8 protein-coding genes are annotated in these 13,480 nt (G+C 65.9%); 5 read left to right on the top strand and 3 right to left on the bottom strand.

All coding sequences use genetic code 11. The features are described from left to right. Positions 1-38 precede the first annotated feature (38 nt). Positions 39-500 (top strand): MarR family winged helix-turn-helix transcriptional regulator, encoded by a 462-nt coding sequence (locus ASE90_RS01040; RefSeq protein ID WP_055997029.1) that lies wholly within the window; start codon positions 39-41, stop codon positions 498-500. Here the strand turns inward: ASE90_RS01040 and ASE90_RS01035 are convergent. Further along, positions 494-1,498 carry a YihY/virulence factor BrkB family protein gene (locus ASE90_RS01035; RefSeq protein ID WP_235530487.1) on the bottom strand — a complete coding sequence of 335 codons (1,005 nt, stop codon included), beginning with the start codon at positions 1,496-1,498 and terminating at the stop codon, positions 494-496. The two genes, ASE90_RS01040 and ASE90_RS01035, sit on opposite strands and share 7 nt — an antisense overlap. Positions 1,499-1,696: 198 nt before the next feature. Here ASE90_RS01035 and ASE90_RS01030 point away from each other — a divergent pair, with 198 nt between their 5' ends. The 3 genes from ASE90_RS01030 (at position 1,697) to ASE90_RS01020 (ending at position 8,787) form a co-directional block, all read left to right on the top strand. Further along, positions 1,697-3,832, top strand: a complete 2,136-nt coding sequence (locus ASE90_RS01030) for a BamA/TamA family outer membrane protein (protein WP_055994746.1) — start codon at positions 1,697-1,699, stop codon at positions 3,830-3,832. Next, positions 3,832-8,061, top strand: a complete 4,230-nt coding sequence (locus tag ASE90_RS01025; RefSeq protein WP_055994743.1) for a translocation/assembly module TamB domain-containing protein — start codon at positions 3,832-3,834, stop codon at positions 8,059-8,061. Before ASE90_RS01030 ends, ASE90_RS01025 begins: the two co-directional genes overlap by 1 nt. Positions 8,062-8,220: 159 nt before the next feature. Then, entirely contained in the window at positions 8,221-8,787 is a 567-nt protein-coding gene (locus ASE90_RS01020) for a nucleotidyltransferase family protein (RefSeq protein WP_055994741.1), read from the top strand. A gap of 66 nt (positions 8,788-8,853) precedes the next feature. Here ASE90_RS01020 and ASE90_RS01015 read toward each other — a convergent pair whose 3' ends face one another. Beyond that, positions 8,854-10,014: an endo-1,4-beta-xylanase gene (locus ASE90_RS01015; RefSeq protein WP_055994738.1), complete on the bottom strand. Its 1,161-nt coding sequence runs from the start codon at positions 10,012-10,014 to the stop codon at positions 8,854-8,856. 551 nt (positions 10,015-10,565) lie between these two features. Here ASE90_RS01015 and ASE90_RS01010 point away from each other — a divergent pair. Further along, positions 10,566-12,704, top strand: coding sequence for an alpha-glucuronidase family glycosyl hydrolase (locus ASE90_RS01010; RefSeq protein ID WP_200910762.1), 2,139 nt, complete (start codon positions 10,566-10,568; stop codon positions 12,702-12,704). 103 nt (positions 12,705-12,807) lie between these two features. On the opposite strand, the gene lexA is transcribed toward ASE90_RS01010, so the two are convergent. After that, entirely contained in the window at positions 12,808-13,470 is a 663-nt protein-coding gene (lexA, locus tag ASE90_RS01005; protein WP_055994735.1) for a transcriptional repressor LexA, read from the bottom strand. Positions 13,471-13,480 lie beyond the last annotated feature (10 nt).

The raw sequence follows: 13,480 nt of genomic DNA, 5'->3' as shown, positions 1-13,480 counted from the left end.
TGTTGACGGGCGGCGACGGGGCGGCAACAATCAACACCGTGAACAAAAGACTGCTTCTCGACGATTTCCTGCCGTACCGGCTGTCCATCGCGTCCAACCGCGTGTCCGACGCGATCGCATCGACATATCGATCGTTGTTCGGGCTGCGCATTCCCGAATGGCGGCTGGTGACGGTCATCGCCGAGAGCGAGGGCATCACCCAGCAATCGCTGTGCGTGGCGACCCGCATGGACAAGGTGACGGTCAGCCGCGGTGCGATCGCGCTGGTCGATCGCGGACTGGTCGAACGCCGCGCCAATGCCGGCGATCAACGGTCGCACCTGCTGCAACTGACACCGTCGGGACGCGCTCTGTACGAACAGGTCGCACCGAAGGCACTGTTGATCGAACAGGAACTGTTCGCCGCGTTCAGCGCCGAGGAAATCGAGGTGCTCCGCGACATGCTCGGGCGGGTGCAGGCCGCCGCCGACGCGATGGAACAGCGCACCGTCGATCAATAACGGTCGCGGCGCGGCTTTGCCTGATGCTTGGTCGGCAGCGTATCGGCCAGCCGTGCGCCGCGCCGGCCCATCGGCCGCGGATGGCCGACGGTCGAATCGATCGCGGTCTGCCGCTCCGCCTCGGCATTGATCTCCGCACCGATCAGGATCGCGAAGCTCGATACGAACAGCCACATGAGCAGCACGACGACCGCGCCCAGCGCGCCATAGGTCGCGTTGTAATTGGCGAAGTTCGCCGCATAGAGGCCGAACAACACCGTCGCCAGCAGCCACAACACGGTCGCTGCGACCGACCCGACCGAGAGCCAGCGCCAACGCGCCGGTGCGCGGTCGGGGCCATAGCGGTAGGCGAAGGCAATAGCCGCGCTCGCAATGCTGCCGGCGACGATCCACGTCGCGCCTTGAATGACGACCGCGCCGGCGGTCCCCAGAAACTCGGTCTGGGTGCGAATCCATGTCAGCACGCCAGCCGACACAATTCCGACGAGCGCCGCGACGATCGCCGCGACGGTAATCATCGCCGACAGCAGCGTCGTGGTGATGATGCTGCGTTCGTCCTCCTCTTCGTAAATCACGTTCAGCGCCTGAATGATCGCGCTGGCTGCGCGCATCGCGCCGTAAATGGACAGGAGCAGCGCGATGGCTAGGCCAAATCCCGCCTGTGACGACGCCGTCGTCACCACCGCAATCAACTGATCGGAAATCAGGCGCGCGGCGTCAGCCGGCACCAGTTCGAAGATCGTTTGCATATGCCGAGACACCGTCGACGGGTCGGCAACCAGTCCATAGGTCATCACGATCGCGCCGAGCAGCGGTACGAACGACAAGAAGGCGTAGAAAGCGACCCCTGCCGCCATCAGCGTCAGATTGTGATAGCCGACCATCGTGTAGACACGGAACAGGATCGCCCGCCATGCGGGCCACGGATGCGCCCAGGGATGGGACGACTGGCTCCCCGGAATTGTCGCCGGATCTATCTGCATCGCGGTATCGGTCACGCTGTTCCCCTTGCCTGCCGATACCAACGCTTCCCGCTTTGTTGGGATGCAAAATTTTTACCATATGAACCAAATCATTGGTTTGGCGTTTCTCGATCTGTCGGGGGTTGTGCACTGCAACGTCCGGGGCAAGGGGACGGGGACGAAACGTTGGGGGATTTTCGCGCGCGGACGATCTGTATCTTGTTGGCGGGAACGATGACCGCACCGGGTGCGCTGGCCCAGACGACGCGCACTTCGCCGCCACCGATCGTCGTACCATCATCGTCCCAGAATCCGCCGGTCGATGGCGCGATCGTGCCGGACCCTGAATTCGACGCGGCGCTGCCGAGCCTGTCGGGCGATATCAACGCGCCACTCGAGCCGATGTCGGGGTTCGACGCGCCAGCCTTGCCGACGCCGCAGGCCACTGCGCCGGTCCTGCCCGCGCCGCCGACGGCACCGGCGACCGAGGCGGCAGTTCCCGCGGAAACGCTGCCCGACGCCGTGCTGCCCGAGGCTCCCGAACTGGCCCAGCCGCTGCCGCCGCTGTCGTCGTTCGATGTGACCCCGGTCGAGGTCGCCGGAACCGATGACAAACGTGCCGTTGAAATCCGTTATGATACCGTCGTTCGTGGCCTCGACGATATCGATGGAACCGCGCAGTTCAAGGCGCTGTCGTCGTTGCAGGAGGGCAAGGGCAAGGCCGCCAACGCGACGATGGTGCAGGCGCGCGCGCGCGAGGACGAACAGCTCGCGATCCGGATCATGCGGGCCAAGGGCTATTATGACGGCACCGCGACCTCGGCGATCGAAAACCCGCCGGGCGAACGTATCCGTGCCGTCGTCACCGCCATTCCGGGCAAGCAGTTCACGCTGGGGTCGATCCGTATCGATACCCAGCCGACCGTGCCGCCGAACCTCGTCCAGCGCGAATTGCCGCTGAAGGTCGGCGATCCGGTCGATGCCGAACGGATTCAGGCAGCGGAGGCGAATGTCAGCCTGAGGCTTCCGCAACAGGGCTATCCGTTCGTCGAGGTCGGGCAACGCGACATCCTGCTCGACGACACGGCCTATACCGGCGCGTACACCCTGCCGGTGACGACCGGGCCGCGCTCGTCGTTCGGAACCTATTCCACCATCGGCAAGCTGGCGTTCGATGCCGATCATGTCGGTGTGCTTGCGCGGTTCGAGCAGGGCGAACTCTATGACAATCGCAAGGTCGACGATTTGCGCGCGGCGCTGGTGTCGACGGGCCTGTTCTCCAGTGTCTCGGTCGAACCGCAGCGGACCGGGCAGCTTGCCCCCGACGGAACGGAACTCGTAAACCTGCTGGTGCGGCAGGATGCCGGGCCGGCGCGGACGCTGGCGGGTGAGGGGGGCTACGGCACGGGGCAGGGCATCCGCCTCGAAGGATCGTGGACCCACCGCAATCTGTTCCCGCCCGAAGGAGCGCTGATCGTTCGCGGTGTCGCCGGCACGCAGGAACAGGGCGCGGGCGTCACGTTCCGCCGGTCCAACGCCGGTCGCCGCGACCGGACGTTCCAGATCCTCGCCAATGCCAGCCGCACCAATTACGACGCGTTCGAGGCGTTCACCGGGACGCTCGGTATCCGTTGGTCGTATGACTCGACACCGATCTGGCAGAAGCGGTTTACCTATGCCTATGGTGCCGAACTGATCGGCACCAACGAAGACACCTACGACTTCGACGTCGGAGAGCGTCGTCGCAAGACCTATGGCATCGCCGCGCTGCCGTTGTTCGCCGGGTTCGACACGTCGGACAATCTCCTCAACCCGACCAAGGGCTTCCGCGTGAAGCTGAATGCCAGCCCAGAAGCATCGGTGCAGGGTGCAGTGCGCCCCTATGGCCGGTTCATGGTCGAGGGCACCGGCTATTACCCGATCGGTGAGAGCATCGTCATCGCCGGGCGCGCCCGTGCCGGATCGATCCAGGGCATTGCCCGCAACGATCTGGCCCCGTCGCGGCGCTATTATGCCGGTGGCGGCGGATCGGTCCGTGGCTTCGGTTTTCAGGAACTCGGCCCCCGCACGCCCGAGGTCGATGAGGATGGCAACAATCTGAACCGTCCGATCGGCGGCCGCAGCCTGAACGAATTCGCGATCGAGGCGCGCTACCGCTTCGGTGATTTCGGGATCGTGCCGTTCCTCGACGCCGGTCAGGTCTATGAATCGAGCCTGCCGAAGGGGTCGGACCTTCGCTTCGGTGCCGGTATCGGCGGCCGGTTCTACACCAATTTCGGGCCGCTCCGCGTCGATGTCGCCACGCCGATCGCCCGGCGACCGGGTGAATCGAAGATCGCCCTCTACATCTCGATCGGGCAGGCTTTCTGATGACCGACGCCGAACTGCCCGCCGCCGACGCTGTGACTGTCCGCGACCGTCCGCTCTGGGTCCGCATCCTGAAATGGATCGGCATCGCAATCGTCGGCCTGCTGCTCCTGGTCGTGCTGCTGGTGTTCGCGCTGAACACCGGACCTGGTCGCGGTTTCCTCGTCCGGCAGCTCGACGGCTACACCACGGCGTCGGGGCTGAAGGTCAATGTCGGGCGCATCGACGGATCGCTGTACGGCGCGATGACGATCCGCGACCTGCGGCTGAGCGATACGCGCGGCGTCTTCGCGGACTCGCCCGCGATCGCACTCGACTGGCGGCCGTTCGCCTTCACCAACAGCCATGTCGATATCCGCAGCCTGACCAGCCCGCTGGTCCGCTATGCCCGTAATCCGGTGCTGAAGGACACGCCGCCGGGCGACCCGAACGCGCCGTTGCTGCCCGATTATGATATCGACGTGAACCGTCTGCGCGTCGACCGGATCGAGGTCGGCCCGGCCGTGACCGGCCAGCGTCACATCGCCCGTCTCGACGGTGCCGTACATATCGCCGATCGCCGCGCGCAGGTGACCGCCAACGCCGCGACCATCGCCGCGCCTGGTGTCGCCGGCGGCGACCGGGTCAAGCTGAAACTCGACGCGGTGCCCGACGATAACCGGTTCGATATCGATGCCCGCATCGTCGGGCCGGCAAATGGCATGATCGCCGCGATGGCCGGGCTGAAGGCGCCGGTCGTGGCGACGATCGCCGGCAATGGTGACTGGAACAACTGGCGCGGCCGGCTGGCCGGCACGCTCGGCGGGCAGCAGCTTGCCGATCTGGCCGTGACCGGGCGCGATGGTCGCTTCACCGTGCGCGGTTCGACGCGTCCGGGCCTGATCCTGCAAGGCCCGGTCGAACGGCTGACCGCGCCGCGCCTCGACGTCGCGATCGACGCCGCGCTTGCCGATCGCAAGGCCGATACGCGGATCCAGCTCCGCTCCAGCGCGCTTGCGGTCAACGCCGCCGGTCTGCTCGACCTCGGCAACAGCCGGTTCGGCAATTTCCGGACCGAAGCGATGCTGATGACCCCCGGTGCGATCCTGCCGAACCTCAACGGTCGCTCGGTTCGTGCGGCGGTGGTCCTCGATGGCGGCTTCGGTACCCCGACCGTCGATTATAAGGTACAGGCAGCCGCACTCGGCTTCGGCGAGACCGTGGTCGAACAACTCTATGCCGAAGGTCGCGCCACCATCGATGCCGACCGTATCCTGATCCCGATCGCGGCAAAGGCGCGTCGCATCACCGGGCTGAACGCTGCCGTGGGCGGGCTCGTCACCAATGTCGCGATCAACGGCGACCTCGCCATCTCCGGCGATCAGGTGCTGTCCGACAATCTGCGCATCCGCTCCGATCGGATCGATGCGACCGCGATCGTCGCCGCCAACCTGACCACCGGCCGCTATACCGGGGCGATCAAGGGGCGGATCAACGATTACGAGGTCGCCAGCATCGGCATCCTCAACCTGTCGACCGATGCAAATCTCTATGCCGCACCGGGCGGCGGCTTCGGGATCAAGGGGCGGGTCGTTGCCCAGACCACGCGACTGTTCAACGAAGGGGTGCGCAACTTCCTCGGCGGCAATGTCTCGACCACGCGGGTCGATGTCGGCGTCGCCCCCGATGGGATCATCACCTTTTCCAACCTGCGGATGAACGCGCCGCAGTTCCGCATCACGAACGGTTCGGGCCGCTATGATCCGGCCGGTCCGCTGCTGGTCAATGCCGATGCCGTTTCGACGCAATATGGCCCGCTGTCGGCGCGGGTGACCGGATCGGTCGCCGCCCCGCAGGTGCTGTTGCGCGCGGCCCGGCCGGGCGTCGGCGTCGGGCTCGTCAACCTCGAAGCGCGGGTGCGCGGGCAGGGCGGCCGGTACGCGATCCAGGCGACCGGTGGCACCAATTACGGTCCGTTCCGCGCCGATGTGCTGGTGTCGACCGCGCCGCGCCTTGTCGCCGACATCCGGTCCGCGACCTTTGCCGGCGTGAATATCGATGGCCGGGTCGAGGCCACGAATGCCGGACCGTTCGCCGGCCGCATCAACTTTGCCGGATCGGGGATCGCCGGCATCGCTCGCCTGTCGGCACAGGGCCGCTACCAGCGCACCGACGTTAACGCGCAGGCTTCGAACGCCGCGATCCCCGGCAACATGGGCATCCGCATCGGCCGTGCGATCGTGACCGCCACCGCGGTGTTGTACGACCAGCCCGAAATCGTTGCCGATGCGCAGGTCGCCAACCTGTCGATGGGCGACTTCCTGCTCGAACGCAGCCGTGCGAAGATCAATTATCGCGGCGGCAACGGCACGGCACAGCTGTTCGCGCAAGGATCGTCGGGCGTGCCGTTCCGCGTCGCCGCCAATGCCCGCCTGCGCCCGAACGACTATCTGGTCGCGTTGCAGGGCGTAGCAAACTCGATCCCGTTCAAGACCGTGAATCCGGCACGGATCGTGTCCGCACCGGGCGGCTATCGTATGTACCCTACGCGGATCGATTTTGCGCAAGGGTCGATTCGCGCCGCCGGCGTCTATGGCAACGGCATGTCGATCCAGACCCGCCTCGACCGGCTCGACCTCACGATCATCAACGCCTTCATGCCCGGAACCGGCATCGGCGGCACCGCGACCGGCAGCCTAGATTTCGCACAGGCCGCGGACCAGAGCTTCCCGCGCGCCGATGCCCGCCTGACCATCCAGAACTTCCAGCGGACCAGCCTCGCCTCGGTTTCCGAACCGGTCGATATCGTGTTCGCCGGTGACCTGCGTCCCGAAGGCGGCAGCGGTCGTGCGCTGATCCGTCGCGGTACGACAACGGTCGGGCGGATGGTCGCTAACCTGCGGCCCCTGCCGCCGGGCAGCGGATCATGGGTCACGCGGATGCTGGCGGCACCGCTGTCGGGCGGCATACGCTATAACGGGCCGGCGGGCGTGCTGTTCTCCTTCGCCGGTCTCGCCGATCAGCAGTTGAGCGGGCCGATCGGGATTGCCGCCGATTTCGGCGGTCGGGTACAGGCACCACAGCTCAACGGCGTGGTCCGCGCCAACAACCTGACCTATGATAACGAGACGCTGGGCACCCGGCTGACCAATCTCGGCATCAACGGTCGCTTCACCAACGATCGGTTCGAATTGACCCAGTTGCGCGCGCGTGCCGGCGAAGGAACGATCGCCGCACAGGGTTCGGTCGGGCTGGCAGCGAATAGCGGATTCCCGATCGATATCCGTGCCCAGCTGCGCGATGCGCAACTCGCGCGCAGCGATGCGCTGGCGGGGTCTGCAACCGGCGATATCCGTATCCAGAACGGTGCCGATGGCGGGCTGATCTCGGGCGATCTCACCATTCCCGAGGCCCGCTATGAAATCATCCGTCAGGGTGCGGCCGAAGTACCCGAACTGACCGGGGTCCGTCGCAAGAGCGATGCAAATCGCGGCGCGGCGGCACCGCAACAACGTCCGGCGGCGGCTTCCGCCGGCCTGTTCCGCCTCGCGCTGCGCGTTCGCGCCGACAACCGGTTGTACGTGTCGGGCATGGGACTGGAATCGGAGTGGGAGGCCGATCTGCGGATCGGCGGCACCTCTGCCGCGCCGGCCATTACCGGTCAGCTGCAACTGGTGCGCGGTACCTATTCCTTCGCCGGCAAGCGTTTCGACGTCGAACGCGGGATCGTCCGCTTCGAAGGCGAGAATTACACCAATCCCTCGATCGACATCGCCGCAACGACGACGGCTGAGGGGATCACCGCCTCGATCAACGTCACCGGGTTCGCACAGGCACCGCAGATCGCATTCAATTCGACCCCGGCACTGGCGCAGGACGAGGTGCTGTCGCGGTTGCTGTTCGGTAGTTCGGTGACCAACCTGTCGGCTACCGAAGCAATCCAGCTGGCGGCGGCGCTCAACTCGCTGCGCGGGTCGAGCGGCGGCGGTCTCAACCCGCTCGGCAAGTTGCGCTCGGCGACCGGCTTCGATCGCCTGCGCGTGCTGGGCGGCGATGAGGCGACGGGCCGTGGGACGTCGCTTGCCGCCGGCAAATACCTGACCGACGATATCTATATCGAGATCATCACCGACGCGCGCGGTTTCACCGCCACGCAGATCCAGATCGCGCTGACCCGCACCTTGAGCGTGTTGTCGCAGACCGGATCGTTCGGCGGATCGAATGCGTCGGTGCGGTACAGCCGGGATTATTGACGGATCGGGGTGTTGACGCACTCCGATCCTCATCGCCGGCGAAGACGGCTTCGGCTCGACGGGGCGTTCTCGCGACGGGCGCGGGCGCAGGCCTGCCGATCATGCGGTCCACCCGGCACGACCGTACCGTCGGGAGCTTGACGGGGATAGCCGCGGGACATGGACGCGCATTCACAGGTCATTGCCATTCTGCGGGCTGATCCGCTTCGATGGCATCTACTGGGGGTGGTGCGTGCGCTGAACCTGCGGGACGGCTGGATCGCAGCGGGTTTCGTCAGGAACGCGGTATGGGATCATCTTCATGGCCGTGCACCTTCCGCATCGACGGGCGATGTCGACGTCATCTGGTACGATCCGATCGTAATCGATCCGGTCGAAGACCGCCGCTATGAAGCGATGTTGCGAGCGGCGGAACCGGGCATCGCATGGTCGGTGAAGAACCAGGCGAGGATGCATGTTCGCAACGACGATCGGCCGTATCTTTCCGCGACCGATGCGATGCGCCATTGGCCGGAAACGGCAACCGCCATCGCCGTTCGCCGCCGGGGCGAAGAGGGTTGCGAAGTAGCGGCCCCGCTGGGCCTGAACGACTTGATGCACCTTATCCTGCGGCCGACGTCGCGCTTCATCGACGAAAAACGCGCCATGTACGACGGGCGGGTCGCGTCGAAACGATGGATCGAGAGTTGGCCGCGTCTACGGCAAGAGCCCGGCGAGGGCCGGTAGCGACGCAGGACATTTGCAACTGCAAGGCAGCAATCGGCCCATGATGCGTGCGTCGGCCTCCCGAACCTACGCCGCCTGGCCCACTTGCCGCACGCCGCCAGCCAGCGCCGCCAGCATCGCCGCCAGCAACGGCTTGGCCTTCAGGTCCGTATCATAGGGACAGCCGCGCGTGACTTCGCCGTCGGGACGCGGCTCAAACCCACGCAACCAGCTGTAGCGGTCGCTCAATCCCCAGGCGAGAACATCGCCAAGCTGCGGATAGGACAGCATGATGTCCAGATAGGCGCGGGCGAAGTCGGCGACCCCCCGGTCGCGTGGGCCGATCGCCGCTGGCAATCCCTTGTCGCGCACGTCGAATTCGGTGATGACCAGCCGATATCCCATCGCGGTGACCCGGTCGAGAAATGCCCTCCATTCGGGTTCGAGCCGCTTTGCCACCACGCCGGCGTCGGTCGTCGGCTGGAACAGTCCGATATGCGATTGCACGCCCAGCGCATCGACCGGCGTGCCGCGCCGGCGAAAATCGGCCAACAGCGCCAGCACGCCGGCACGGTGTTTGGCGTTGCCGTCTTCCCAGCTCATATAGTCGTTATAGACCAGTTCGGCATGCGGCGCGGCGGCGCGGGCGGTGCGGAATGCATGGTCGAGCACGTTCGCCGTGCCGCCCATCGCCCGCGACAGCGATGTTTCGCGCAGGTTGCCCGTATCGGGATCGACCGCTTCGTTCACCACGTCATAGCTGTCGATCTTGCGGCCATAGCGCTTGGTTACGGTGTCGATATGCTGGTCGAGGATGCGCGCAGCCTCGATCGCGGGGCGCTGGCCAAAGTCATGGTTGTTCAGCCAGGCCGGGAACCAGCGCGAATATGCCCAGAACAGCGTATGGCCGCGCAGCGCGAAGCCGTTCGTCGTCGCCCATTCGACCATCGGATCGAACCGGCTGAAATCGAACCGGTCGGCGGCGGGACGAATCGCCTGCCACTTCATCTGGTTTTCGGGCACCAGCACATCGCAGTCACGCCGCAGCAATGCGGCATAGGCCGGGTTGGCGAACGATCCTGCATCAGCTCCGGCCGGGCTCCACGCAAAGGCCGACCCGAAACGGCGGCCCTTGCTTGCAGTGGCGGCCTTCAAGGTGCCGGCGGGCGCATCGGCGGCGCGGACGGTGGTCGCGGCGAGGAGCGCGGCGCTGCCCGCCAAGATGCCGCGACGATCGATCATGGTCATGCGACGGCCTTTCCATCGATAGGGGTGTAGTTGGTCACGATCGGGCGAAGGTCGGTCGCTGCCGGCAATAGGTGCAGGCCGTGACGCGGAAGATCGGCTGGTATCCGCGGACCGTTTGGAGAATCAGTCTCGCGCGCGTCGCCACTGACATTCGGGGGAGCGCACCAGCCGGTCCGCCGATGCCGCCGACCGATCCGGCCAACCAGCAGGGGCACAGGTCGCCAGGCAAAGCATGAAGCTTGAGGGAAACGTGCCGACGCCCGGTACGCGCCAGTCGGATCGGTCCGACCGCGACCCGTCTGCTGCGTACCTCGACCGTGCGGGCGATCGGCGCAACGCTGGACGTCGCCGTCGTGTGTCGGCGCCTGCATCCGTCCGGCCAGCGGGGCAAACCGGTGGCGGACGACGCGGTAGGACTCCCCTCGATCAGGCGGATTCAGGAACATGCACTCTCCGGTCCCACGCTCTAGCGACGTGATAGCGCTACCATGATCGGTATGATATGGCCGTGTCAACGCCGTCGGTCAGACGGGATGGATAGAGGATGCCCGATGCTGAAATGGTTGGGGTGGGTCGTGCTTGCCGGTGCACTATGGGCCGCACCGGCGCGGGCCGAAGATGGCTATGACCTGTGGCTGCGCTATCGGTCTTTGCCGACGGCGCAGGCTGGAGCCGTTGCGACGCAGGCGACGGCGATCGTGCGCGACGAACGTGACCCGACGATCGAGCTTGCCGCAGTGGAACTGGCGCGAGGCCTGTCGGGACTGACGGGGCGGGCGGTTGCCGACGGCACTGTCACCGATGGTGCGATCGTGATCGGAACGGCGAAGTCCGCGCGGATCGCCGGGCTGGGGTTGCCGTTGCAGTCGATCGGCCGCGAAGGGTTCGTGCTGCGGTCGGTTGCGATCGACGGCAAACGGACGACGGTCGTCGCTGCGAACAGTCCGATCGGCGTGCTGTACGGCGCGTTCCGGTTGCTGCGGATTGCGCAGACGACCGGCAGCCTGGCCAATATTTCGGTGACCGATCGGCCGAAGCTGGGCCTGCGATTGCTCAACCATTGGGATAATCTCGATCGCTATGTCGAGCGTGGCTATGCCGGCCGGTCGCTATGGGACTGGCAGAAATTGCCCGGTTTCGCGGACCCGCGCTATACCGATTACGCGCGCGCCAACGCATCGATCGGTATTAACGGGACGGTCCTGAACAACGTCAATGCCAGCGCCGATATCTTGAAGCCCGAGTTCATCGGCAAGATCGAAACGCTGGCAGGCATTTTTCGCCCATGGGGCATCCGGGTCTATGTCTCGGCGCGGTTCTCGGCACCGATCGAGATCGGGGGGCTGAAGACCGCCGACCCGCTCGACCCGCAGGTCGCGGCGTGGTGGAAGACGAAGGCCGACGAAATCTATGCCCGCATTCCCGATTTCGGTGGGTTCCTGATCAAGGCCAATTCCGAAGGGCAGCCCGGACCGGGCGATTACCAGCGCAGCCATGCCGACGGCGCGAACATGCTGGCGGCAGCGGTCAGGCCGCATGGCGGGATCGTGATGTGGCGCGCGTTCGTCTATGCTAGCGAAAAGCCCGAGGACCGGGTGCGGCAGGCCTATAGCGAGTTCGCGCCGCTGGACGGCAAGTTCGCCGACAATGTCATCGTGCAGGTCAAGAACGGGCCGATCGATTTTCAGCCGCGCGAGCCATTCCATCCGTTGTTCGGGGCGATGCCGCGCACGCCGCTGATGATGGAGGTGCAGATCACCAAGGAATATATGGGGTTCGCCACCCACCTCGTGTACCTCGGCACGATGTGGCAGGAGGTCCTGCGCAGCGACACCTATCGTCCGCGCAAGGGCACGACGGTCGCCGATGTGCTCGACCGGCCGGTGCGGCCGGGGGCGCTGACGGGAATCGCGGGCGTGTCCAATATCGGCACCGATCGCAACTGGTCGGGATCGCAGTTCGATCAGGCGAACTGGTATGCGTTCGGGCGGCTGGCGTGGAACCCCGACGGCGACGCGCGCGAGATCGCCCGCGACTGGGCGGCGATGACCTGGGGTGCCGCCGCAGCGGAGCCGGTCGTCCCGATGATGATGCGGTCGCACGAGGCGGTCGTGGATTATATGATGCCGCTGGGGCTGAACCACCTGTTCGCGACCGGGCATCATTATGGGCCGGGGCCATGGGTCGACGATCTGGCGCGGGCGGACTGGAACCCGGTCTATTTCCACAAGGCGGACCGGAACGGGATCGGGTTCGACCGGACGCCGACGGGGAGCGATGCGGCGGCACAATATGCGCCGGTGCTGGCCCGGCGGTTCAGCGATCCTAAGGCGGTGCCGGAAAACCTGCTGCTGTGGTTCCACCATGCGTCATGGGATCGGCGGATGGAGTCGGGACGAACGCTGTGGGAGGAACTGATCGCACGGTACGACCGGGGCGTGGCCGAGGTGACGGCGATGCAGGGGCAGTGGGCGGCGATCGAGGGGCAGGTCGATGCGCAACGCTTTGCCGAGGTCCGACAGTTCCTCGCGATCCAGCGGCAGGAGGCGCAGTGGTGGCGCGATGCGTGTATCGCCTATTTCGCCGAGGTGTCGGGCCGTCCGCTGCCGGCCGGGGTGACGCCGCCGCCGCATCCGGCAAGCTATTACAAGGCGATACGGACGCCATGGGCACCGGGGAACGGCAAGTAACGACGACGCCCCGCCCGGCGATCAGCGCCGGACGGGGCGTCAAAGGTCACGAAAGTCACACTCGCACGCGTTATGCGCGCAATTGCGAATCGCTCTTATTCATTCAATATCGGCGGAGCAGGCCGGCAAGCTTGCCCTGTACGCGCACTTGTTCGGGGCGATAGCGCTGCGGGTCGTAGCTGCGGTTGGCCGGATCGAGACGGATCATGCCCCCTTCGCGACGGAAATATTTGAGCGTCGCTTCGCTATCCTCGATCAGCGCAACGACGATTTCCCCATCGCGCGCCGTTTCGGTGCGGCGAACCAGCGCATAGTCGCCATCGAGAATGCCCGCCTCGACCATCGAATCACCGGCGACTTCCAACGCATAGTGATCGCCGGCCCCGAGCAGCGCGGCGGGGACGGGCAGCGTCGCCTGACCCTCGATCGCCTCGATCGGGACACCGGCGGCGATGCGACCGTGAAGCGGCAATTCGACGACGTCGTTGGCGGGCTGCGGCGCGGGCCGGGGCGCGGCGGCGGGCTTGGCCGCCACCTTCTTCGCAACGGGACGTTCGGGCATCCGCAGCACTTCGAGCGCACGGGCGCGGTTGGGCAGGCGACGGATGAACTCGCGTTCCTCCAGCGCCGAGATCAGGCGATGCACACCCGATTTCGACTTGAGATCGAGCGCCTCCTTCATCTCCTCGAACGAAGGGGAGACGCCGGTCGCGCGCAACCGGTCATCGATGAAGCAGATCAGCTCGTGCTGCTTACGCGTCAACATGGGGTTCTCC

The organism is Sphingomonas sp. Leaf67, assembly GCF_001421965.1.
Lineage (GTDB): Bacteria > Pseudomonadota > Alphaproteobacteria > Sphingomonadales > Sphingomonadaceae > Sphingomonas.
The sequence above is the reverse complement of the archived record's forward strand: the minus strand, read 5'-3'. Positions and strand labels throughout refer to the sequence as shown.